We start from the raw sequence: 22,497 nt of genomic DNA, 5'->3' as shown, positions 1-22,497 counted from the left end.
CATGAAGGGGCTGAGGGGCGTGATCGGTCGGGTTCGGGGCTGGCGGCGCGGCTGGCACGAGCGCAGCAAGCTCCAGCGCATCGACCTCTACACCCGGGGCACGCTCGCCGGGCTCCCCTGGGTCTTCCTCGTCTCGTGGGGCCTGCTGCCGCTCCTCCCCGTGCTGGGTCAGGGCCCGGTGCCGGCGGGCCTCGCCGTGGCGTTCTTCGCGGTGAACACCGCCCTGTGCGTCCTGAGCAACCGCCATCTGGGAGCCGCGTTCGCCCACCACCGGGGCACGGAGACCTTCCCGGTGCGGCGACTGCGGTTCCCGGCGGCGCTGCTCGCGCTGTTGACCGGCCTGATGGTGGCGCTCGCGGCGACGGCCGACCTCAAGGACGCGGGTCTCGCCCTGCTGGTGCTGGACATGCCGCTGGCGTTCGCCATCCCGTACGTCCTCCTCGTCCCCGTCCGCACCTACCTGGTGCACTGCGCGGTCTACGCGGTGGTCCTGGTGGGGCTGCTGGCGGCCGTCGGGGTGCCCGCGGGGCTGCTCTTCGGCGCGGTCCTCTCGATGCTCGTCGTGATCCTGCTCGTGCTCTCCTCGGTCCGGCCGAGCGCCTGGAGCATGTCCGTGATGTGGCAGGCGGAGGAGGCGCGGGACATGCAGGCCCGCCTCGCGGTGGCGGAGGAGCGGCTGCGGTTCGGCCGGGACATGCACGACGTGCTGGGCCGGAACCTGTCGGTGATCGCCCTGAAGAGCGAGCTGGCCGTGGAACTGGCCCAGCGCGGGAACCCGGCGGCGGTGGACCAGATGGTCGAGGTGCAGCGGATCGCCCGGGCGTCGCAGCAGGAGGTCCGCGATGTCGTGCGCGGCTACCGGGAGGCCGATCTGCCCACCGAACTCATGGGCGCGCGGGGCGTGTTGCAGGCCGCCGGGATCTCCGTCACCGTCGAGGGTGCGGACGGCCCGGCCGGTATCGGGGCTCCGGTCGCCGTCCAGGCGGCGCTCGGCTGGGTGGTGCGCGAGACCGCGACGAACGTCCTGCGCCACGGCGATCCGACCCACTGCTCGATCCGGCTCACCCGGACGCGGGACGCGGTGGTCCTGGAGGTCGAGAACGACGGGGCCGGCGCCACGGATCCGCTCGGCGGCGGGGGCGACGGCGGCGGTTCGGGCCTGGCCGGGCTGCGCGAACGGCTAGGGGCGCTCGGCGGCACCGTCACCGCGGGACCGGCCGGGGACGATCTGTTCCGGGTGACGGCGACGGTGCCGCTCACGGCCGGCCGGCCGGAGCCGGGCGGCCGCCCCTCCCTCTCTCCCCCTTCCGATGCCCCTTCCGCCCTCCCGGAGGAACGATGACCACCGAGCGGCCTCTGCGCGTACTGCTGGCCGACGACGAGCACCTGATCCGAGGGGCGCTGGCCGCGCTGCTCGCCCTGGAGGAGGACCTCGTCGTGGTCGCGGAGGCGGCGAGCGGTCCCGAGGCCCTGGCGATGGCTCTGGCGCACCGGCCCGACGTCGCCGTCCTGGATCTCCAGATGCCGGGCGCGGACGGTGTGAAGGTCGCCACATCGCTGCGGGCCGAACTGCCCCACTGCCGCACCATGATCGTGACCAGCCACGGCCGCCCCGGGCATCTGAAGCGGGCCCTGGCCGCCGGCGTACGCGGATTCGTCCCGAAGACGGTCAGCGCCCGCAGGCTCGCCGAGATCATCCGTACCGTCCACGCCGGAAACCGTTACGTCGATCCGGAGTTGGCGGCCGACGCGATCTCCGCCGGGGACTCCCCGCTGACCGCCCGGGAGGCCGAGGTGCTCGAACTGGCGGCGGACGGGGCGCCGGTCGCGGAGATCGCCGAGCGGGCCTCGCTGTCCCAGGGGACCGTACGCAACTACCTCTCCTCGGCCGCCTCCAAGATCGGTGCGGAGAACCGGCATACGGCAGTGCGTCTCGCACGCGAGCGAGGATGGGTATAGTAGGCATCGCGCTTCGGCGTACTGCGGACGTAGCTCAGTTGGTAGAGCGCAACCTTGCCAAGGTTGAGGTCGCCAGTTCGAACCTGGTCGTCCGCTCCACGAGATGAAGGCCCCGGACCTTTCGGTCCGGGGCCTTCTCCGTGTCCGCGGGTCGTTACGCCCAGCTGGTGCCGGTCAGCACCTCGAACGCCTCGATGTACTTGGCGCGGGTCGCGTCCACGATCTCCTGCGGCAGCGCCGGGGGCGGCTGCTCGCTCTTCCGGTCCCAGCCGGAGGCCGGCGAGGTCAGCCAGTCGCGCACGAACTGCTTGTCGTAGCTGGGCTGCGCGCGGCCGGGCTCGTAGGTGGCGGCGGGCCAGAAGCGGGAGGAGTCCGGGGTCAGCACCTCGTCGGCGATGATCAGCCGCTCGGTCCCGTCCTCGGTGGTCTCGAAGCCGAACTCGAACTTGGTGTCGGCCAGGATGATCCCGCGCTCGTGCGCGATGTCCCGGGCCCGGCGGTAGACGTCGAGCGTGGTGCGCCGCAGCTCCGCGGCGGTCTCCACACCGACCTCGCGGGCGACGTCCTCGTAACTGACGTTCTCGTCGTGGTCGCCGACGGCCGCCTTGGTGGCCGGGGTGAAGATCGCGCCGGGCAGCTCGGACCCGTTGACCAGGCCTTCGGGGAGACCGATGCCGCAGACCGTACGGGTGGCGTCGTACTCGACGAGCCCGGAGCCGGTCAGATAGCCGCGGGCCACGCACTCGACCTCGACCATGCGCAGCGACTTGCAGATGAGGGTGCGGCCCGCCCAGTCGGCCGGGGCGCCCGGGGGCAGCTCGGTCGAGATGACGTGGTTGGGGACGAGGTCGGCGAGCTGGTCGAACCACCAGAGCGAGAGCCGGGTGAGAACGCGGCCCTTGTCGGGGATCTCGGTCGGCAGGACCCAGTCGTACGCGGAGATACGGTCGCTGGCGACCATCACGAGGTCGCCCGCCTCGTTCCGGTACAGGTCACGCACCTTGCCGGTGTGCAGGTGGGTGAGGCCCGGAACCTGTACGGGCTCGGGCTTTTCTACAAAACCGGACACGGTGCCTCCGCGTAGATTGATCCAGGAGCGGTTCCGATTGTCCCGTATCCGCAGCCCGTTCTTCGCCCGGGGCCCGGCCTTCGGTCAGTCGCGCTTGCAGATCCGGTCGAGCAGGTTGGCGGTGGCCCGCTGGATCCGCGGGTCGGTGTGTCCGGGGCGGTCCAGGGCCGGGGACCAGGCGAAGGTGCCGGAGGCGAAGACGAGGGCGCCGGAAGGGGCCTGGTAGAGCGAGGTCTCCTGGTGGCGGGTCGCGCCCTCGGAGTCCTCGTACGGGGAGTGCGCGAGCAGGATCCTGGTGTCGTGCTCGGGCAGGCTGGTGCGCGGGAAGTAGCGGTCGGCCTCGCCGGCGACCAGGCCCGGGATCTCGTCGCCCTCGACCGCGCCCGTGGAGTCCCAGAGCCAGTGCTCGGCGTTGCGCACGACGAGCGGGCGGGGATCGGGGACCCGGCCCGCGTACTGGATGCCCAGGAGCTGCTGCTCGGGCCGGTCCACCTCGCGCCACAGGGCGGACTTCCCGGGCCCCCGGCGCTTGCGGCAGGTCAGCAGCCGGTCGGGCTCGTTGGACGCGGAGGGGGCGAGGCCCACCTGCCAGTACATGGTGTTGGCGGAGAGGAAGACGAGCGAGGTACCGGAGTCCCGGGCGCGCTCGGCGGCCCGGCGCATCGGCAGTGACCAGTACTCGTCGTGGCCGGGGAAGACCAGGCCCCGGTAGCGGCTGGGGTCGACGCGGCCCGCGTGCAGGTCGCGGGCGTCGGCGTAGGCGAGGTCGTAGCCGTACCGCTCGGCCCAGCGGATGAAGTCGTACGCGTGCCCCACGTGCAGCGGCAGGCCCGATCCGGCGTACGGGCGGTCGAAGGAGATCGTGACGGCGGCGTCCTCCTCGCCGAGCAGCCGGCCCCGCTCGTCCCACGCGTGGTAGAGGCTGGCGCCGGTGCGGCCGTCCTCCGGGTAGAGGTTGTACGCCTGCCAGGTGATGTCGGGCAGCAGGAGCAGCAGATCGGCGGGGTGGTCGTGGCGCACGGTGAAAGGGATGTGCGAGCGGTAGCCGTCGGCCGTGGTCAGGACGGCCACATACGCGCCGACCGACCAGTAGCTCGGGATCTGGAGCCGCCAGGACATCCACCAGTGGTGGCAGGAGACGGTCCGGTCGGCGGCGAGCGGCGGGGGCTGGACGATGCCGGAGAGCCGCGGGCTCGTGGTGATCTTGGACGCCCCGTCGCCGCCGTAATGACCGATCCGGTAGACGTCGACGGAGAACTGCTGGGGCGGGTCCACGGTGATGTGGAAGTCGATGGCCTCGCCGGGGGCCGCCGCGCCGGGCGAGACGAAGCCCTTGATCTGGCGGTGCACGTCGTCGGCGGTCCGGGTGCCGCCGCCGGTGGAGCGGGCGAGGTCGGCGTACCAGGGGACGACCTGGCCGGTGTCGTCGAAGTAGGTCTCACTGCCGCGCAGCCAGGGCAGCGGGCCCTGGCCGAAGGGATCGCTCACCGCGTGCGCGAGGGCACCCGACTCCCACCGGCGAATCTGCTCCGCCCCCATGCCGCGCCCCTCCCTCGGATCACCCGCACGACTCGGGCGACCCCCCGGACAACTCTGGTGCGCCGAATGTCAGCGCCGATCCCCAGCACATCACATAACGCACGCAGCCCGTCACCCTTCGTCGCGAATTGACGGGAACGGAACCATTCCTTCCGAACAGCGCACTCCGCACTCCGGACGCCCCCTGTTCGGGCTGTGGCTTCGGGTCCGGGGCACGGCCTCGGGGCGGCGCGCCCCGGACCTGTACATCCCGTACGCGGTCACACCAGCCGGACCGGCTTGTCGGAGCGCACCCCCACCTCGGCCAGCCAGGACAGCAGCGGGTCCGGATCGCCGTCCTCCACGAGGCTGAGGACCGGAGCCGCGAGGTCCGCCCGCCGCTCACCGCCGACGAGCAGCGCGGGGCCGTCCAGCCAGTCCAGGCCGGGGGCCGCGCCCGCCGTGTCGACGGCCGCGCAGCAGACCATGGCCGCGACGTGGTCGGCGAGCAGTTCTGTGCCCGTACGCGGCGGCTGGAGCGGGAAGAGGGGCAGCGGGCCAGGACCCCAGAGGTCGAGGGGGTCGTCGGCCGGGCCGCTCCCCGCGGCTCCTTGCACCTGTCCGCCCTGCCCCTGGCCTCCGCCGTGTCCCGGGGCTTCGGCCTCCTCCCGGGCGACCGCGGCGCCGATGCCCGCCGCGAGCGCCTCGCCCGGGCCCCCGGGCCCGCCGGCACCGGACAGGTGCTCCATCACCCGGGCCAGCGTGGGGACGGCCGGGTCGGCGGCGGAGGCCCGGGGGACACCCAGGGTGTCCAGGACGCGGTGCAGCCGGGCCGCCTCGCTGCGCCACTTCCGGTCGACGACCTCGTCGGGATACTGCTGCCAGTCCACCGGCGCCCAGCCCGGACCGCTCTCGGCGGGGCCGCCGTGGAAGAGCCGGGCGGCGAGCAGGGACGCGGCCTCGTCGGCCACCCCGGGCTCCTCCAGCAGATCGCACGCGGGCCGCTCGCCCAGGCGCAGGGCGAAGCCGTCCGCCAAGCGGTCCCGGCGGGAGAGCTCGGTGAGCGCGGAGACGACCCCGGCGTCCAGCCGGGAGGGCCAGCGGCCCATCCGCCAGGCGGGCAGCGCCACCCGGGTCAGCAGCCGGTCCCAGCCGGCGTAGGCGAGACCGACCTGTTCCTGGGCGGCGATGCGCAGCCCGTAGTCGACCGTCTGGGCCCGCATGGACGCGGCGGCCGCCACACACCGCTCCATCTCGGCGGCATGGCCCCGGCAGGCCCGCAGCAGCAGCCGGGCGACCCAGCCGGCGAAGGCGAGCGGCGCCCCGCGCACCGGGCCCCGCCCTGGAGCGGCGGCATCGGCGATCGCGGCGTCCAGACCGCGGACGAAGCGGCGGGCGGCGGCTATGTCGGGATGCGCGGACGGGCCCGTGCCCGCCACGACGGGGGCGAGGACCGCGCGGAGCTCGGCGACCCGCATCCACCACAGGAACGGCGAGCCGATGACCAGGACGGGGGCGGTGTCCGCGGCCTCCGCCGAGGCTCCCGGGCCCTTCCGGAGCGAGGCTCCCGGGCCCTTCCGGAGCGCGCGGTGCGTCCGGTCCTCCAGCCAGCTGTCGCAGTCCGGGGTCAGCGCTATGGCCGAGGGCGCGGGCACGTCGAGCCGGTCCGCCAGGTCGCGGACCAGGCGGTAGAGGTCGGGGGCGCCTTCCTCCGGCACGGGGACGGTCGGACTCATGGCGGGCCGCGCGCGGGCCACGGAGACGGCGACCAGGACGGTCACCAGCAGCACGACGACCGCGACGCCGAGGAGCGTCCAGCGCACGGCGTCCCAGGCCGGACCGGCCAGATGCCCCTGCGCGTCCGCCGCGAACAGCACGACGGCGACGGCCGCGGGCAGGATCGCCACGGCCAGGGCCCTGCTGCGGATCCGCAGCAGGGCGAGCGCCCGGGCCTGCGCGGCCCGCGCACCCAGCTCCTCACCCACGTCGATACCGGACACGGCCGGACGTCACCCCCTCTGCCCTCATCGCGGCCCTCTTGGCCCTCGCGGCGGTGTAGCTCACTCCCCCACTGTGGCACCCGTCACCGACATCGCAATGCCGGTGGGCCAAGTGCCGGAACGCTTGCGCCGCACCCTAGTTGGGGGTCCGGCGGCCGTCATCCGGATAGCCCAGTCGTCACCCGATGGAATGGCTTTGGGCAAAGCTGCTGACGTGTTCGCGCCCATGGGGCAGGCCGGGGAACGGGCTGGTGGCACGGGACAGCCCCTCGCGCCTGCCGCGTACGCCGGTGGCGTGCGGGGGGGGCGGGTGCGAGGGGCTGCGGGGCCCGGGGGCGTGTGCGGGCTGCGGGAGGGCGACCCGGGGTGCGGTCAGCCCTGAGAGGCCTTCAGAGCGATGTCCGTACGGTGCTGGGAGCCGTCCAGGCGGATCCGGCCGAGCGCGGTGTAGGCGCGCTCCCGGGCCGCCGTGAGGTCCTTGCCGGTCGCGGTCACCGAGAGCACCCGGCCGCCCGCGCTGAACACCGCGTCACCCTCGGCGCGGGTCCCGGCGTGCAGGACGTACGCGTCGGGCGCATCCTGTGCCGCGACGTCCGCGAGCCCGTCGATCGGGTCGCCGGTGCGCGGGGTGTCCGGGTAGTTGTGCGAGGCGATGACCACGGTGACGGCGGCGTCGTCGCGCCAGTTCAGCGGCGGGAGGACGTCGAGGGTGCCGTTGGCGGAGGCGAGCAGGACACCGGCCAGCGGGGTCTTCAGCCGGGCCAGGACGACCTGGGTCTCCGGGTCGCCGAAGCGGGCGTTGAACTCGATGACCCGGACGCCGCGCGAGGTGATCGCGAGGCCCGCGTAGAGCAGCCCGGAGAAGGGGGTGCCCCGGCGGCGCAGCTCGTCGACGGTCGGCTGGAGGACGGTTTCGAGGACCTCGTCGACCAGCTTGGGGTCGGCCCACGGGAGCGGCGAGTAGGCGCCCATGCCGCCGGTGTTCGGGCCCTCGTCGCCGTCCAGGGCGCGCTTGAAGTCCTGGGCGGGCTGGAGCGGCACGACGGTGGTGCCGTCGGTGATCGCGAAGAGGCTGACCTCGGGGCCGTCGAGGAACTCCTCGATGACCACGCGGTCGCAGGAGAGCGCGTGGGCGCGGGCCACGTCCACGTCCTCGGTGACGACGACGCCCTTGCCGGCCGCGAGGCCGTCGTCCTTGACGACGTAGGGGGCGCCGAAGGCGTCGAGGGCCTCGTCGATCTCGGCGGGGGTGGTGCAGACGTAGCTGCGGGCGGTGGGGACCCCGGCGCCCGCCATGATGTCCTTGGCGAACGCCTTGGAGCCTTCCAGTTGCGCTGCTTCGCCGGAGGGGCCGAAGCAGGGGATGCCGGCCGCGCGCACGGCGTCGGCGACCCCGGCGACGAGCGGCGCCTCCGGGCCGACGACCACCAGCCCGGCGCCCAGCTCGGTCGCGAGGCGCGCGACGGCGTCACCGTCGAGCGCGTCGACCGGGTGCAGTTCGGCCACCTCTGCGATGCCGGCGTTGCCGGGGGCGCAGTACAGAGCGGTGACGTCGGGGTCGAGGGACAGAGAGCGGCACAGGGCGTGTTCGCGGGCGCCGCCGCCGATGACGAGGACCTTCACGGGATGCAGCCTAGCCGCCGGGCAGGGGGAGCCCCGACGGCCGCCGGTGGGTGGACGCACCGCCGGGCGCGGCGAGCCCGGTCGGCCGCCGGTGGGTGGCCGGAGGACGGCCGGCGCCTGAGGGTGGGGGCTGCCTCACTGCTCGTTGGCGAACTCGTCGATCACCGTGGCGCCGAGCTCGCGGACGATCAGGTCGTGGCCGGAGAGCGCGGAGTCGACGAGATCCGGATCGTCGTCCTCCGGAACGTCGTCCTCAGGGGAGACGGAGCGTGGCGGCTCGGCCCCGTACGAACTGCGAGAAGCCTCGGGGGCGGGCGCGGCATCCCGGCCCTGCGGCGGCGCGGCGGGAGGCGGCTGCTGGGCCGACGGGGCGGGCTGCCCCTGCGGCGCGGGCGCGGACTGCTGCGGGGGCGCGTGCTGGGGCCGGGGCTCGTACGCGACCGGCGCGGCGGGGGCCGCCGGGGCGGGCTGGTACTGCGGGGCGGGACGTCCGCCACCGCCACCGGCCTGCGGGGGCATCCCGCCGCCACCGGAGGGGTCGATGACCGCTTCGATGCGCCACTGGGCGTTGAAGCGCTCGGCGAGGGCCTGCTTCAGGACCTCCTCGCTGCCGCTGCTGGCGAAGTTGTCGCGGGCGCCCGCGTTGAGGAAGCCGAGCTGGAGCGTCGTCCCGTCGAACCCGGCGACCTGGGCGTTCTGGCTGAGCAGGATCCAGGTGAAGCGGCGGCGGTTCTTGACCGCCTCCAGGATGTCGGGCCACATGTTCCGCACCTGGGCGGCGCCCTGGGCCATGTTCTGCCCGCCCTCGGGCGCGGCCGGTGCGGCGGGAGCCGCCGGAGCGACCGGAGCCGCGGCGGGCGGCGGGGTGGCGGCGGGGGCCGGTCCGCTGCCGGGGGCGGACGCGGTGGGCCAGCCACCGGGCCGACGGGCCTGCTCCCCGGCTCCGGCTCCGGATCCGGCCCCTGCGGCGGCGGGCCAGGAACCGGGCCGCTGGCCGGACTCGGGGGCAGGCGCCGGGGGGGCCTGCGGGGCGGGCTCGGCGGGGGGCGGTGCGTAGGCGGCCGGGGCGGGGGGCGGTGCGTAGGCCGCCGGAGCAGCGGGCGGCGCCTCGCCCCGCGCGGCGGCACGGGCGGCGTCCGGACCGGCGGGGGCCATGGGCGCGGGGCCTTGGGCGGCATGACCCTGCGGCACATGGGCGTCGGGGCCCGGCACGTACCCCATGGGCGCGGCACCGACGGGCGGGGCTGCGAACGCACCGGCAGCGGCGGCCGAGGCCCCGCGCTCCAGCCGGTCGAGCCGGGCCTGCAGCGACCGCTCGTCGTCGTAGGCGGCGGGCAGCAGGACCCGGGCGCAGATCAGCTCGACCTGGAGGCGCGGCGAGGTGGCGCCGCGCATCTCCGTGAGCCCGTCGTTGACGAGGTCGGCGGCGCGGCTGAGCTCGGCGGCGCCGAAGACGGAGGCCTGGGCCTGCATGCGCTCGACGACGTCGGCGGGGGCGTCGATGAGCCCCTTCTCCCCCGCATCGGGCACGGCGGCGAGGATCACCAGATCCCGCAGCCGCTCCAGGAGATCGGCCACGAACCGACGCGGATCGTTGCCGCCCTCGATGACCCGGTCCACGACCTCGAAGGCGGCGGCCCCGTCGCCGGCGGCGAAGGCGTCGACGATCGAGTCGAGGAGGGAGCCGTCGGTGTACCCGAGGAGCGAGGTGGCCATGGCATACGTCACACCGTCGTCGCCCGCCCCGGCCAGCAGCTGGTCCATGACGGACATCGAGTCACGCACGGACCCGGCCCCGGCGCGCACGACGAGCGGAAGGACGCCGTCCTCGACCGGGCTGTTCTCCCGCCCGCACACCTCGGCGAGATAGCTGCGCAGGGTGCCGGGCGGCACCAGCCGGAACGGATAGTGGTGCGTACGCGACCGGATCGTCCCGATGACCTTCTCGGGCTCGGTCGTCGCGAAGATGAACTTGAGGTGCTCCGGCGGCTCCTCGACCACCTTCAGCAGGGCGTTGAAGCCCGCCGGGGTGACCATGTGCGCCTCGTCGATGATGTAGATCTTGTAACGACTGGAGGCGGGCCCGAAGAACGCCTTCTCGCGCAGATCACGGGCGTCGTCCACACCACCGTGGGACGCGGCGTCGATCTCGATGACATCGATGGACCCCGGCCCGTTCCGCGCGAGGTCCTGGCAGGACTGGCACTCCCCGCACGGGGTCGGTGTGGGCCCCTGCTCGCAGTTCAGACAGCGGGCGAGGATGCGCGCGCTGGTCGTCTTTCCACAGCCGCGCGGCCCGCTGAACAGGTACGCGTGATTGACCCGGTTGTTCCGCAGGGCCTGCTGGAGCGGGTCAGTGACATGCTCCTGACCGATGACCTCGGCGAACGACTCGGGGCGGTAGCGGCGGTACAGCGCAAGGGACGACACACCTACGAGGTTATCGGGGCGGACTGACACCCGACCCCACAGGCACCTCGCGGTGAACGCAAAGGGCCCCCCACGCACCCGCCAGAGCCAACCTACCCTTGCTGCCTTCCGGCCCTGGGGGAGTTCAGTCAGATAGCGCCACGTGAGGGGCTGACGCCCACCTTAGCGGATCCCCACCCCCTCCGGTCCACCCGCCCGCCCCCGGCGAACGACCTGCGGACCGTCTCCGGACGATCTCCGGGGATCGTGTTCGCGAGCACCCTCAAACGTCTTGTATTGTTTGCGGCGGAGGATTCGCCTAGTGGCCTAGGGCGCACGCTTGGAAAGCGTGTTGGGGGCAACCCCTCACGAGTTCGAATCTCGTATCCTCCGCCATTGCTCTCACCGGGCAATACGTCGAAGGCCCCCGCAGCTTGCTGCGGGGGCCTTCGACGTTCAGCGTGGGTGGCTCGGCTCGGGAGACCGGATCTACCCGCGCACCTGGATCAAGGCATGCGTACCGCTCGTCCGCCAAGCCGCGCCGGACCGTTCCAGAGCGTCCAGCGTCTTCTGCTCCAGCCCCACCATCACGTCGGACTTCAGTGTGCGCAGCGCCGCCACCGCCCCGGGGAAGTACGCCGTGCGGTCGGCGAACGGGGCCGTCGCGTCCCACGTCCGATCGCCTACCAGACGGCGGTAGTTGAGGTCGCCCTTCAGGATCGTCACGGCGGCCGACGCGAACTCCGCCCGCAAGTCCGCCGGCATCTCCTCGTACGGCAGCGGGGCGCAGAAGAACGGATGGGCCCGGACCTCCAGGCGCCCCGTCGCCATGGCGTCCCAGAGGCGGCTTCCGATGCGGCCCGCCTCGCCGGGTGCCTCCACCAAGCGGCGCAGGCAGTCGACCACGTCGGCCGTCATCGCGTCGGAGACGTAGTACGGGTAGGGCTTCACGTGGAGCACGATCCGCTCGGCGTGGCGATGCAGGAGGAGGTGGTCGATGAGGATCAGGTCCGGGATCAGCTCCCGCCCCGCGTTGTCGGCCACCACGGCGACCGTGGCGTCGGCTCCGGCGGGCAGGAGGTGCCAGAGCAGAGCGCTGTCGTCGGCGACCAGGTCATCGACGGCAGCGTCGGGTGCCGCACCCTTCTCCGTGACGCGGAAGCCCAGGTCCGCTCGGTTGCCCCAGACCGAGGCGCGGAGCAGGGCCGTGGCTCGCTCGTCGGCCGGTACGTCGGCGAGCGCGTCCAGGGCGCGGAGCTCCTCGCCCACCGCCGTACCGCGAAGCTCGGCCTGCTTGAAGGGAGCGAAGGGGTCGACGCCCCGCCACGGGCCCGTACCGAAGTATCCGATGGCGTCGAGGAGCCTGCGGTAGAAGTAGCTCTCCGCCCAGAGGAACGGGGCGTCGAACCAGGATCGTCCGAAGAACTCCCGCCCCCAGGCCGACCACTGCTCGTGATCGGACTCCGAGGGGGCGAGCGGTTCGATCACTCCGTTGTTGTTCTGCTCCAGCAGGGCGTCGAGTGCCCGGTGCTGGCGGGGGCCATACGGAAAGGCGTCCCGTACCTGCTGGATCAACGCCGGATGGCGGTTGGCCAGGACGCTCCAGGCGAACGAGCCGGGCTCGTTGCTCAGGATGACCTGTGCGGACTGTCCGGGGGCCCGGCGTGGTCCGCTGCCGACGCCGTCATCCGTGGTGTGGAGCGTCTTCTCCGCCATGGTCCGGGCCTCTCGCTCGCCGCTCATGCGTCTTCGGCCTTCAGGGCCATCAAGCGGGTGGCCACCGCCTCGAGCTCCGACGGTATGGGGGTGAGGCCGAAGTGCTCCACCAGTTCGGTCCGCAGGAACGCGGCGATCTCCGCATGGTCCGCGCCACGGCGGAGCCTCCCGAGGAGAGGCGCGAGCATGCAGTCGTACTCGTCGGGCACTTCGTCGGCGACGCCGATCGGATCCCACTCGTTGAGAAGCCGCCGCAGGTTCTTCTCGGTCAGACCGGTTCCGGTTCGCATGGGTGCAGGATGCCACCCGGGGCGGGCCGGGGCCGCTCGCCCGGTTCCGGCCGTACCGCGCGGGTCGGCGGGCTACCGGCCGTGCTCATCGCGCAGGCGGAGTGCGGAGACGAGGAAGAAGACGCCGCCCAGGAAGGCGTAGCCGGCCAGACTGGTCAGGGAGGCGCCGTCCTGGCCCGCCTGGGCGATGAACGAGGCACCGGCGAGCGTGGAGATGCCGCCGCTGGCGATCATCGCCCACTGGCCGCCCAGGTGGCGTCGCGCGAGGCCGACGACGAGTTGGACCATGCCCGCGGCGATCGCCCAGGCGCCCCAGATCCGCAGGACGGCGGGGATGCCGGAGGTGGCCGCGACGGCAAGCCCGATGCCGGTGAGGGCGCTGAGCGCGATGTTCGCGTACAGGGCGCGGGCTGGTTGGCCGTTCGTCCGGGCAGACCGGGTGTCGACGACCGCGCAGGCCACGTCGAACAGGGGATAGATCACCAGCAGGGTGGCGGTGAGCGTGCCCAGCGTGTCGGCGGTCGCGAACAGCAGGGCGGCCCAGCCCGCCGCGAACCCGAAGCGCAGGAAGTACAGCTTGCGCAGGGTGGTGGGGACGCTGGTGGTGGGAGGGGTACCGACGAGGGTGTCCATGGAAGTTCCTTTCAGGAAAGCCGAGTTCACGGCGATCGGCTGGGCACCGGAGGCCACCCATGCGAGAGGGAGAACGTTCGGTCTTATTCACCATGAGAAGGGGGCGGGGGGCGCTCTGTCAAGACCGAACGTTCTCCTTCATCCTTGCGGTAATCTGGCCGCATGAGCGAAGGCACGGGAAGGGGCAGCACGTCGGCGGCGCGGGCCCGGCTGCTCGACACGGCGACGAGGATCTTCTACGCGGAGGGCATCCACTCCGTCGGCGTCGACCGGATCATCGCGGAGGCGCAGGTCACCCGCGCCACGCTGTACCGGCACTTCACCGGCAAGGAAGAGCTCGTCCTCGCCTACCTCGACCAGGCCGACCGCGGCATCCGGGCGGGCATCGAGGCCGCGCGGGCGGGCGAGGGGTCGGCGGCCGACGCGGTCCGGGCGGTCGCCCGGTTCATCACCGGAGGCATTCAGAGTCCCGGGTTCCGCGGCTGCGCCTTCCTCAACGCGGCGGCGGAATACGCCGACGCCGCCCACCCCATCCACCAGGCCGTCCTGGCCCACCGCCAGTGGTTCCTGGAGACCGTCACCGAACTGCTGGCGCAGGTCGGCGACGAGCCCGCCGAGGGAGCCGGCCGGCACCTCGTCATGCTCCGCGACGGCGCCATGGCCGCCGGCTGCCTCTCCGACCCGAAGCCGATCGCCGAGACCTTCCTCCTGGGCGTCGAGGGGATCCTGCGGACACGGGGCGCCTGAGCGTCTCCGGCTCCGTACCTCCGCGGTCTGCGTGACCGCCGGTCCGGCGATCGCCGGACAACCGGTCGACGTACCGGCCTGTCCGCTGACAATCAACTGGCCTTAAATCAGCGGCGGTTGACTCCTCGGTCGTGGACCATGGAGAACGGAGACGGGTCAGCGGATCCGCGTCTGGCCCGCCCGGTGCGCATCGCGCGTGGCGGTGCCGGATGATGGGGGACACCTGAGTGAAGCTTCGAAGAACCGTTGCCGTGCTGTTCGGTGCGGCGCTGGCGGCAGTCACCTTCGTGACGCCGGTCGGCGCGCAGTCGGCGCAGACCGGCTCCTCGACCACCTACCAGATCAACGCACGGCACGATGGAAGCCTCGTCGATTCCGGCGTGGGTGCTCCGCCGCTCAGCCGGAAATGGTCCCGTGACCTGGGCGGGAGCGTCTCCTATCCCGTCGTGGCGGGCGGTCGGGTCTTCGTGACCGTCGCCTCGCCGGACGGGTACGGCACCGTCCTGCACGCCCTCGACGCGGACACCGGCGAGAACGCCTGGGAGCCGGTCGACCTGGGCGGCACCTACTGGTGGTCCGCGCTCGCGTACGGGGGCGGGCGGCTCTACGCCCAGAACCCCGACGGTGTGCTGACGGCCTTCCATCCGGCCACCGGGGCAGTGCTCTGGACCGTCGCGCTGCCGGACCAGTGGTCCTTCACCTCCCCGCCCACCTTCTCCGGCGGTGTCGTGTACACCGGAGGGGCCGGTTCGGGCGGCACCCTGTACGCGGTGAACGCCGCCGACGGGACGGTGCGGTGGACGCGTCCCGTCCAGAACGGGGACATGAGCTCGCCCGCCGTCACGGCGAACGGGGTCTACGTCTCGTACGCCTGCAGTCGGACCTACGCCTTCGAACCGGCGTCGGGCGGTCCGGTCTGGGACCGCCGGACCGACTGCTCCGGCGGTGGTGGCCGCACCCCGGTCGTCGCCGACGGCGGTGTCTGGACCCGCGACGGCAGCGGCGACGCCCCTTCGGTGCTCAACGTCGCCGACGGGAAGGTCCGCGGCACCTATCCGGCCAACGGATGGTCGCCGGCGCCCGCCTTCGACGGACGCCAGGGCTACTTCGTCGATGACGGCGTGCTGCAGGAGCGGCACAGCCGCACCCTCGCCAGTCGCTGGACGTTCCAGGGCGACGGCCGGATCAGCACGGCGCCGATCGTCGTCAACGGCTACGTCTACGTCGGCTCGCTGAGCGGTCAGCTGTGGGCCCTCAACGGGGCCACCGGCCAGTCCGTCTGGTCCACCGATGTCGGCGCGCCGATCAACGAGCCCGACGAGCACAACGTTTCCCAGCCGCTGACCGGTCTCGGAGCCGGCGGCGGGCTCGTCGTGGTCCCGGCCACCAACCTGCTGGTCGCGTACGGGCAGTGAGCCCTGGGGGGTGGCTTCGGGGCACCACGGCCCGGACGCCACCCCCTTGCCCGTCCCGTGGCCGAACCTCCCGTGCGATACCTCCTCGTGCGATCCACCCACGGCTTTACGCCGCACGAGACGAGCCCGTCCGTTGCCGGCCCCTGGCCGAAAAGCGATGAGGGGCGCTGTCCGGCAGAGCCGCTGCGCAATGAAGGTGCCGGGGCTTCCCGCCCGGCTTCGGCGCGGAGGCTGGGGCGGTACTTTTCGGACGACCCTGCGCCAATCGGGGGACCGGAGACAACCCGAAGTACCCGAGTCCGCCTCTCATAGGCCGGACACAGCTTCGCCACAGGTGAGTTGAGTTGGGGCCGTGCTGCTCGTCCACGTTCCATCACGCACTCGGAAGTCCGGAAGTACGAGGAATGATGACCAGACCACAGCAGGGCCGCACACACCGCCTGACCCGCCCGTCGATCGCCATCGCCGCGGCCGTCGCCGTGACGGCGGGTGTCGTCGCCGCCGCGCCCGACGCCAAGACGGCCGAGCCGACGCCGAAGCTCAGCCTGATCGCCGCGTCCACGTCGGTGACGCTCGACTCGTGGAAGGACGATCCCGGTGTCTATCTCGACCTCGGGACCTATCTGACCTCGGAGAACGGCGCCTTCGAGCTCAAGGTGACCCGTAAGTCGTACAAGGATCCGGTCGTCGCCACGCAGGTGCTCCGGAACGGGAAGAAGACCACGACCAAGGCGCTTCCCGCCGGGCTCGTGAAGGACTTCTCCGGGCTGCCGGGCTTCGCGCAGGTCTCCGTCACCGACGCGGCCGGCAAGACCGTGCTGAAGCAGACCGAGGCCTTCTGCCCCAACAACGCCTCCGGGCGGATCCGGCCGGACGCTCCCGCCCAGTCGAAGTATCCGCAGAGCTGCCCGGTGAACCCCTTCACCCTCGGCTCGGTGTGGGGCGTGGAGAACGGCTGGGCGTCCAACACCTACGCCGGGTACTACGCCAAGCCGGTCCAGCTGGCCGCCGGGACCTACACCGCCAAGATCTCCGTGACGAAGAAGTACCGCGACCTCTTCGGCATCGCCAACAAGCCGCAGACCGTCAAGGTGACCGTCCGCGAGCGCAGTTGGGAAGAGGAGGAGGGCTCGGGCTCCGCACCCCGCAGCGCCGCTCCCCAGTCCGCCAAGTCCGCTGCCGGAACCCAAGGGCACGCAGGGCACGCAGGCCATGGCGGCCATGAAGGCCACCAGCAGGCCGCCGACGCGCCCGCCGCCTCCGCCCACGCCGCGCACGGCGCTCCCGCCCGGCCCGAGGCCCCCGCCGGCCGGACCACCGGCGCCACCCCCACGTTCAACGTCGGTCACGGGCCCTACCCGCCCGCTCCGCCCGCCCTGCCCTGGGCGCTGAAGAAGGAGTCCCTCCAGCGGCAGGCCTTCTCGGCCGCCAAGGTCGGCGACCGCCCCGGGCAGACCGACGGGTCGCGACAGGCACCGGGGGCCAAGCCCAACGCCAAGCGGCCCACCGGCAAGGCCACCGTCCCCGACGTGCCCAAGCCGGACCTGCGCTCGCTGCCCGCGTACGGCATCACCGTCAGCGACGGCTACGAGGACGTGCCCGGCAAGGACTACCTCGCCTTCAGCGCCAACGTGTGGAACGCGGGCCCGGCCAAGCTCGTCGTGGACGGCTTCCGCTCCCCGGGCAAGGAGCTGATGGACGCGTACCAGTACTTCTACGACGCCAAGGGCAAGCAGGTCGGCTACACCCCGACCGGCACCATGGAGTGGGACCCGCGTCCCGGCCACGAGCACTGGCACTTCACGGACTTCGCCAGCTACCGGCTGCTGAAGGCCGACAAGAAGGAGTCGGTGCGCAGCGGCAAGGAGGCGTTCTGCCTGGCCAACACCGACGCCGTCGACTACACGGTGAAGAACGCCAACTGGCACCCGGGCAACACCGACCTGTCCACGGCGTGCGGCCAGGAGAACTCGATCTCCGTCCGCGAGGTGCTCGACATCGGCTCCGGTGACACCTACACCCAGGATCTGCCCGGCCAGTCCTTCGACATCACGGGCCTGCCGAACGGCACGTACTACATCCAGGTCCTCGCCAACCCGGAGAACCGGCTCAAGGAGACCAACCACAAGAACAACAGCGCCCTGCGCAAGGTCGTCCTCGGCGGCAAGAAGGGCGCCCGGACCGTGAAGGTCCCCGCGCATGAACTGGTGAACGCCAACTAGTCCCCTTCAGGGGTGCGTTGATTCGCCCATGTGTACGCTCCGTCGGCCCCGGGAAATCCTCCCGGGGCCGACTGCGTGCGCGCCGCCTCAGCCCAGCGCGTCCACCGCCGCCCGCACAGCCTCCGGCCGCCCCAGGAAGTCCGTGTTGTCCGCCCACTGGTCCACGCCCCCGGTCAGCGGCAGGTCCCGCAGGTCCGGGTCGGTGACGGTGCGGGCCAGCGCGTGGGCGAAGCGTTCGGCGTGCAGCACCTGGAACGGGCGGCTGTGGTACGGCCGCCGCGTCGGGTCCACCTCCTCGGCGAGGCCCGTGCGGTTCTGCGCCGCGGCCACACGCTCGTACGCGTCGCAGAGGTGCCGCTCACGGGTCGCGCAGTCGCCTGCCGTCACGGCTCCCCGCAGCGAGGGCAGCAGGTCATCAGCCCCGGGAAGCCGGGCGAAAGCGCTCCCCAGCCACTTGCCGTACGGCGCGTACTCCCGCTCCAGGAGCAGGCACAGGCGCATCAGGTCACGCACCAGCCGTCCCGCGACGACCGCGGATCCCAGGTCGTCCCCCACCTCGGCGCAGCGTCCGACGAACGCCTCCTCCTGGGAGATCCGCTGCCACTGGCAGGCCAGCAGATAGCGCCACACCTGCTCCGGGTACCAGGCCAGTTCCCGCCGTGCCCGGGTCAGCGCGCCCACCCCGTCGTGGAACACCGCGCCGCCCGTCACCTCCGCCAGCTTCTGCTGCGGCATGGCCAGCCAGTCCCGGACCGTCGGTTCCCCGGGCTCCCCGCCGGGGCCGGGCGGGTGCAGGCCCAGTCGGCCGTGCAGCCAGCCGCCTACGTCGTCGACCGAGACACGGTGGTCGACCGGGCCGGCGGTCAGCTCCATGTGCCCGACCGGGTCCGTCGGCTCGGGGTGCCGGAAGTGCGTCGGCCAGCCGCGTACCTGCTTGGGCAGCCGTTCGGCGAGCAAGCGGTGGATCCGCTTCCCGTGGGCGTCCCCGTCCGCCGGTCGCAGGAACAGATCCAGGCGCGGGCCCCACTCATGGTCCGCCGACCGGGCGGTGTCGAAGCCGAGCACCTCGGAGCCCGGGCCGACCCGGGCCGCGGCGTACCGCAGCCCGGGGAACTCCGCGTCGAGGATCGGCCGCACCGCTTCCTCGTAGAGGATCCGGGACAGTTCGAGGCCGGGCAGGAAGGCGCGGGCGGGGGTCGTCATGCGCCCACTGTGCTGGGAGGGCGCGGCGGGGGCCACTGCATATCCGCCGCGCCACACCGGTCGGTTGCCGGGGCCCGCCCCGTCAGTCCTCGCCCTCCAGGTTGCCCTCCGTCTCCAGGTACACCTGGCGCAGCGCTGCCAGGACCGCCGGGTCCGGCTTGGCCCACATGCCGCGGGACTCGGCCTCCAGCAGGCGTTCCGCGATGCCGTGCAGGGCCCAGGGGTTGGCCTCCTGGAGGAACTGCTTGTTCTCCGGGTCCAGGACGTAGGTCTGGGTGAGCTTGTCGTACATCCAGTCGGCGACCACGCCGGTCGTGGCGTCGTAGCCGAAGAGGTAGTCGACGGTGGCCGCCAGCTCGAACGCGCCCTTGTAGCCGTGGCGGCGCATCGCCTCGATCCACTTCGGGTTGACCACGCGGGCGCGGAAGACGCGGGACGTCTCCTCGACGAGCGTGCGCGTGCGGACCGTCTCGGGGCGGGTGGAGTCGCCGATGTACGCCTCCGGGGCCGTGCCCTTCAGCGCACGCACGGTGGCCACCATGCCGCCGTGGTACTGGAAGTAGTCGTCGGAGTCCGCGATGTCGTGCTCGCGGGTGTCGGTGTTCTTCGCGGCGACCTCGATGCGCTTGTAGGCGCTCTCCATCTCCTCGCGGGCCGGACGGCCGTCGAGTTCGCGGCCGTAGGCGTAGCCGCCCCACACGGTGTAGACCTCGGCGAGGTCGGCGTCGGTGCGCCAGTCGCGGGAGTCGATGAGCTGGAGGAGGCCGGCACCGTACGTGCCGGGGCGCGAGCCGAAGATCCGTGTGGTGGCCCGGCGTTCGTCGCCGTGCTCCGCCAGGTCGGCCTGGGTGTGCGCCCGTACGTAGTTGCGCTCGGCCGGTTCGTCGAGGGATGCCGCCAGGCGTACGGCGTCGTCGAGCAGCCCGACCGTGTGCGGGAACGCGTCGCGGAAGAAGCCCGAGATGCGGAGCGTGACGTCGATGCGGGGGCGGCCCAACTCCTCGTACGGGATGGGCTCCAGGCCCGTCACCCGGCGCGAGGCGTCGTCCCAGACGGGGCGGATGCCGAGCAGCGCGAACGCCTCCGCGATGTCGTCGCCCGCCGTGCGCATCGCGCTGGTGCCCCAGAGGGAGAGGCCGACCGAGGTGGGCCAGTCGCCGTTGTCGGTGCGGTAGCGGGTCAACAGCGATTCCGCCAAGGCCTGGCCCGTCTCCCAGGCCAGCTTGGACGGGACTGCCTTCGGGTCGACCGAGTAGAAGTTGCGGCCTGTCGGGAGCACGTTGACCAGGCCGCGGAGCGGGGAGCCCGACGGGCCCGCCGGGACGAAGCCGCCGTTCAACGCGTGGACGGCGTGGGTGAGTTCGTCGGTCGTGGCCGCCATGCGCGGGACCACCTCGGTGGCCGCGAAGGTGAGGATGTCGGCCACGGCGTCCGGGAGGCCTGCGGCGACCCCGGCCACTGCCTCCGGGTTCCAGTCCGCGTCGTCCATCGCCTGGACCAGGGCGCGCGCCTGATCCTCGATCTCGTCGGCCGCGGTGCGGGTGGCCGCCGACTCGTCGAGGCCTAGCGCCTCGCGCAGGCCGGGGAGGGAGGCGGTGCCGCCCCAGATCTGGCGGGCGCGGAGCACGGCGAGGACCAGGTTGACCCGGTCGTTCCCGGCGGGCGGGTTGCCCAGGACGTGCAGGCCGTCGCGGATCTGGACGTCCTTGATCTCGCAGAGCCAGCCGTCGAGATGCATGATGAAGTCGTCGAAGCCCTCGTCCTCCGGGCGGTCCTCCACCCCGAGGTCGTGGTCGAGCTTCGCCGCCTGGATCAGCGTCCAGATCTGAGCGCGGATCGCGGGCAGCTTCGCCGGGTCCATCGCGGCGATCTGCGCGTGCTCGTCGAGGAGTTGCTCCAGGCGCGCGATGTCGCCGTAGCTGTCGGCGCGGGCCATCGGGGGGACGAGGTGGTCGATCAGGGTGGCGTGGACCCGCCGCTTCGCCTGCGTGCCCTCGCCCGGGTCGTTCACCAGGAACGGGTAGACCAGGGGGAGGTCGCCGAGGGCGGCGTCGGGGCCGCAGGCGGCGGAGAGGCCCGCGTTCTTGCCGGGCAGCCACTCCAGGTTGCCGTGCTTGCCCAGGTGGATCATCGCGTCCGCGCCGAAACCGTTGTCCTCGGCGGAGGCGGCGATCCAGCGGTAGGCGGCCAAGTAGTGGTGGGACGGCGGGAGATCGGGGTCGTGGTAGATCGCGATCGGGTTCTCGCCGAAGCCGCGCGGCGGCTGGATGAGGATGAGGAGGTTCCCGCGCCGCAGGGCCGCGAGGACGATGTCGCCCTCCGGGTTGGCGGAGCGGTCGACGAACATCTCGCCGGGGGCCGGGCCCCAGTGCTCCTCCACCGCCTCCCGCAGCTCCTGCGGGAGTTCGGCGAACCAGCGGCGGTAGTCGGCGGCCGGGATGCGGACCGGGTTCTTCGCCAACTGCTCCTCGGTCAGCCACTCCTGGTCGTGGCCGCCCGCGTCGATGAGGGCATAGATCAGCTCGTCTCCCTCGCCGGAGACCAGACCCGGGATGTCCTCCTCGGGGCCGAAGTCGTACCCCTCGGCGCGCAGCCGGCGCAGCAGGGCCACGGCGCTGGCGGGGGTGTCGAGGCCGACCGCGTTCCCGATGCGGGAGTGCTTCGTCGGGTAGGCGGACAGCACCAGCGCGATGCGCTTCTCCGCGTTCGGGATGTTCCGCAGCTTCGCGTGGCGTACGGCGATCCCGGCGACCCGGGCCGCGCGCTCGGCGTCGGGGACGTACGCCGGGAGCCCGTCCTCGTCGATCTCCTTGAAGGAGAACGGGACCGTGATCAGACGGCCGTCGAACTCCGGCACCGCGATCTGGGTGGCCGCGTCCAGCGGGGAGACGCCCTCGTCGTTCTCCTCCCAGGCGGTACGCGGACTGGTGAGGCAGAGCGCCTGGAGGATCGGCACGTCGAGCTGGGTGAGCGCGCCCGCGTCCCACGACTCGTCGTCGCCGCCGGCCGAGGCCTCGGCGGGCTTGGTGCCGCCCGCGGCGAGGACCGTGGTCACGATGGCGTCGGCGGTGCGGAGCCGGTCGATGAGGTCGGTCTCCGGAGTACGGAGAGACGCGACGTACAGCGGGAGCGGGCGGGCCCCGGCGTCCTCCACGGCCGTGCACAGCGCGTCCACGAACGCGGTGTTCCCGCTCATGTGGTGGGCGCGGTAGTAGAGGACGGCGACGGTCGGCGCGCCCTCGGGCACCGCGCGGGCCTCCCGCTCCAGCGGGCCCCACGCGGGGGCCGGGGCGGGCGGCTCGAAGCCGTGGCCGGTCAGCAGCACGGTGTCGGAGAGGAACCGGGCCAGCTGCTCCAGGTTGGCGGGCCCGCCGTGCGCGAGGTAGGCGTGCGCCTCGGCGGCGATGCCGATCGGCACGGTGGACGCGGCCATCAGCTGGGCGTCGGGGGCCTGCTCACCGGTCAGCACGACGACCGGGCGGCCGGTGGCCAGCACCGCGTCGAGGCCCTCCTGCCAGGCCCGTACGCCACCGAGCAGCCGGACGACGACGAGGTCGACGCCGTCCAGCAGTTCCGGCAGTCCGCCGAGGTCGACGCGGGAGGGGTTGGCGTACCGGTAGCTGACGGGCCCCTCGGAAGCGCGGGCGCTCAGGAGGTCGGTGTCGGACGTCGACAGGAGCAGGATCATGCTGC

15 protein-coding genes, 2 tRNA genes and 1 other RNA gene are annotated in these 22,497 nt (G+C 72.8%); 7 read left to right on the top strand and 11 right to left on the bottom strand.

Going from position 1 to position 22,497, the window contains the following annotated elements; translation table 11 throughout:
• Position 1: 1 nt before the first annotated feature.
• The 3 genes from IE134_RS07065 to IE134_RS07055 all read left to right on the top strand — a co-directional run bounded on the left by IE134_RS07065 (position 2) and on the right by IE134_RS07055 (position 2,058).
• On the top strand, positions 2-1,342 hold the full coding sequence (locus IE134_RS07065; protein WP_098895236.1) for a sensor histidine kinase: 1,341 nt from the start codon (positions 2-4) through the stop codon (positions 1,340-1,342).
• The gene (locus IE134_RS07060; protein ID WP_030707658.1) at positions 1,339-1,959 is read left to right on the top strand and encodes a response regulator transcription factor; all 621 of its coding nucleotides are present in this window, start codon (positions 1,339-1,341) and stop codon (positions 1,957-1,959) included. The genes IE134_RS07065 and IE134_RS07060 overlap by 4 nt, the downstream gene beginning before the upstream one ends.
• A gap of 23 nt (positions 1,960-1,982) precedes the next feature.
• A tRNA-Gly gene (locus tag IE134_RS07055) sits at positions 1,983-2,058 on the top strand.
• Positions 2,059-2,113: 55 nt separating this feature from the next.
• Here the strand turns inward: IE134_RS07055 and IE134_RS07050 are convergent.
• The 6 genes from IE134_RS07050 to ffs form a co-directional block, all read right to left on the bottom strand.
• Positions 2,114-3,028, bottom strand: coding sequence for a phosphoribosylaminoimidazolesuccinocarboxamide synthase (locus IE134_RS07050; RefSeq protein WP_030707656.1), 915 nt, complete (start codon positions 3,026-3,028; stop codon positions 2,114-2,116).
• A gap of 84 nt (positions 3,029-3,112) precedes the next feature.
• Positions 3,113-4,567, bottom strand: a complete 1,455-nt coding sequence (locus IE134_RS07045; RefSeq protein WP_030707653.1) for a N,N-dimethylformamidase beta subunit family domain-containing protein — start codon at positions 4,565-4,567, stop codon at positions 3,113-3,115.
• A 260-nt stretch (positions 4,568-4,827) separates the two neighbouring features.
• Entirely contained in the window at positions 4,828-6,546 is a 1,719-nt protein-coding gene (locus tag IE134_RS07040) for a M48 family metalloprotease (RefSeq protein WP_098017872.1), read from the bottom strand.
• A 372-nt stretch (positions 6,547-6,918) separates the two neighbouring features.
• Positions 6,919-8,169 (bottom strand): phosphoribosylamine--glycine ligase, encoded by a 1,251-nt coding sequence (gene purD / locus IE134_RS07035; protein WP_189429868.1) that lies wholly within the window; start codon positions 8,167-8,169, stop codon positions 6,919-6,921.
• Between the two features lie 135 nt (positions 8,170-8,304).
• Positions 8,305-10,599, bottom strand: coding sequence for a DNA polymerase III subunit gamma and tau (locus IE134_RS07030; RefSeq protein ID WP_189429866.1), 2,295 nt, complete (start codon positions 10,597-10,599; stop codon positions 8,305-8,307).
• A gap of 58 nt (positions 10,600-10,657) precedes the next feature.
• Positions 10,658-10,754, bottom strand: an RNA gene (gene ffs / locus IE134_RS07025) — signal recognition particle sRNA small type.
• 132 nt (positions 10,755-10,886) lie between these two features.
• On the opposite strand from ffs, the gene IE134_RS07020 reads away from it, so the two are divergent.
• Positions 10,887-10,974: transfer RNA gene (locus IE134_RS07020), tRNA-Ser, on the top strand.
• Between the two features lie 93 nt (positions 10,975-11,067).
• Here the strand turns inward: IE134_RS07020 and IE134_RS07015 are convergent.
• The 3 genes from IE134_RS07015 to IE134_RS07005 form a co-directional block, all read right to left on the bottom strand.
• A complete protein-coding gene (locus IE134_RS07015) occupies positions 11,068-12,321 on the bottom strand; it encodes a damage-control phosphatase ARMT1 family protein (RefSeq protein ID WP_189429864.1) in 1,254 nt (417 codons plus the stop codon).
• Positions 12,318-12,584, bottom strand: coding sequence for a hypothetical protein (locus IE134_RS07010; protein WP_030707643.1), 267 nt, complete (start codon positions 12,582-12,584; stop codon positions 12,318-12,320). The genes IE134_RS07015 and IE134_RS07010 overlap by 4 nt, the downstream gene beginning before the upstream one ends.
• 72 nt (positions 12,585-12,656) lie before the next feature.
• Positions 12,657-13,217, bottom strand: coding sequence for a hypothetical protein (locus tag IE134_RS07005; RefSeq protein ID WP_030707640.1), 561 nt, complete (start codon positions 13,215-13,217; stop codon positions 12,657-12,659).
• A 162-nt stretch (positions 13,218-13,379) separates the two neighbouring features.
• Between IE134_RS07005 and IE134_RS07000 the strand changes: the two genes are divergently transcribed.
• From IE134_RS07000 to IE134_RS06990, 3 genes are all read left to right on the top strand, one after another.
• Positions 13,380-13,964 (top strand): TetR/AcrR family transcriptional regulator, encoded by a 585-nt coding sequence (locus IE134_RS07000; protein WP_189429861.1) that lies wholly within the window; start codon positions 13,380-13,382, stop codon positions 13,962-13,964.
• A 227-nt stretch (positions 13,965-14,191) separates the two neighbouring features.
• Positions 14,192-15,379 carry an outer membrane protein assembly factor BamB family protein gene (locus tag IE134_RS06995; RefSeq protein ID WP_229823359.1) on the top strand — a complete coding sequence of 396 codons (1,188 nt, stop codon included), beginning with the start codon at positions 14,192-14,194 and terminating at the stop codon, positions 15,377-15,379.
• A gap of 404 nt (positions 15,380-15,783) precedes the next feature.
• On the top strand, positions 15,784-17,601 hold the full coding sequence (locus IE134_RS06990; protein ID WP_030707638.1) for a lysyl oxidase family protein: 1,818 nt from the start codon (positions 15,784-15,786) through the stop codon (positions 17,599-17,601).
• 87 nt (positions 17,602-17,688) lie between these two features.
• On the opposite strand, the gene IE134_RS06985 is transcribed toward IE134_RS06990, so the two are convergent.
• Positions 17,689-18,804, bottom strand: coding sequence for a DUF4037 domain-containing protein (locus IE134_RS06985; RefSeq protein ID WP_030707636.1), 1,116 nt, complete (start codon positions 18,802-18,804; stop codon positions 17,689-17,691).
• A gap of 82 nt (positions 18,805-18,886) precedes the next feature.
• Entirely contained in the window at positions 18,887-22,492 is a 3,606-nt protein-coding gene (cobN, locus tag IE134_RS06980) for a cobaltochelatase subunit CobN (RefSeq protein ID WP_189429858.1), read from the bottom strand.
• Positions 22,493-22,497 lie beyond the last annotated feature (5 nt).

The sequence above is a fragment of the Streptomyces rubiginosohelvolus genome (assembly GCF_014649875.1).
GTDB classification, from domain to species: Bacteria; Actinomycetota; Actinomycetes; order Streptomycetales; family Streptomycetaceae; genus Streptomyces; species Streptomyces rubiginosohelvolus.
Note: the sequence above shows the minus strand (reverse complement) of the source record. Positions and strands in the feature narration are given on the sequence as shown.

Bases quoted from the DNA above. Each gene is read 5' to 3' on its own strand.
- IE134_RS07005 (WP_030707640.1), bottom strand. From the start codon at position 13,217: ATGGACACCCTCGTCGGTACCCCTCCCACCACCAGCGTCCCCACCACC.
- IE134_RS07045 (WP_030707653.1), bottom strand. From the start codon at position 4,567: ATGGGGGCGGAGCAGATTCGCCGGTGGGAGTCGGGTGCCCTCGCGCAC.
- cobN (WP_189429858.1), bottom strand. From the start codon at position 22,492: ATGATCCTGCTCCTGTCGACGTCCGACACCGACCTCCTGAGCGCCCGC.
- IE134_RS07065 (WP_098895236.1), top strand. From the start codon at position 2: ATGAAGGGGCTGAGGGGCGTGATCGGTCGGGTTCGGGGCTGGCGGCGC.
- IE134_RS07060 (WP_030707658.1), top strand. From the start codon at position 1,339: ATGACCACCGAGCGGCCTCTGCGCGTACTGCTGGCCGACGACGAGCAC.
- IE134_RS07000 (WP_189429861.1), top strand. From the start codon at position 13,380: ATGAGCGAAGGCACGGGAAGGGGCAGCACGTCGGCGGCGCGGGCCCGG.
- IE134_RS06990 (WP_030707638.1), top strand. From the start codon at position 15,784: ATGATGACCAGACCACAGCAGGGCCGCACACACCGCCTGACCCGCCCG.
- IE134_RS07015 (WP_189429864.1), bottom strand. From the start codon at position 12,321: ATGAGCGGCGAGCGAGAGGCCCGGACCATGGCGGAGAAGACGCTCCAC.
- IE134_RS06985 (WP_030707636.1), bottom strand. From the start codon at position 18,804: ATGACGACCCCCGCCCGCGCCTTCCTGCCCGGCCTCGAACTGTCCCGG.
- IE134_RS07010 (WP_030707643.1), bottom strand. From the start codon at position 12,584: ATGCGAACCGGAACCGGTCTGACCGAGAAGAACCTGCGGCGGCTTCTC.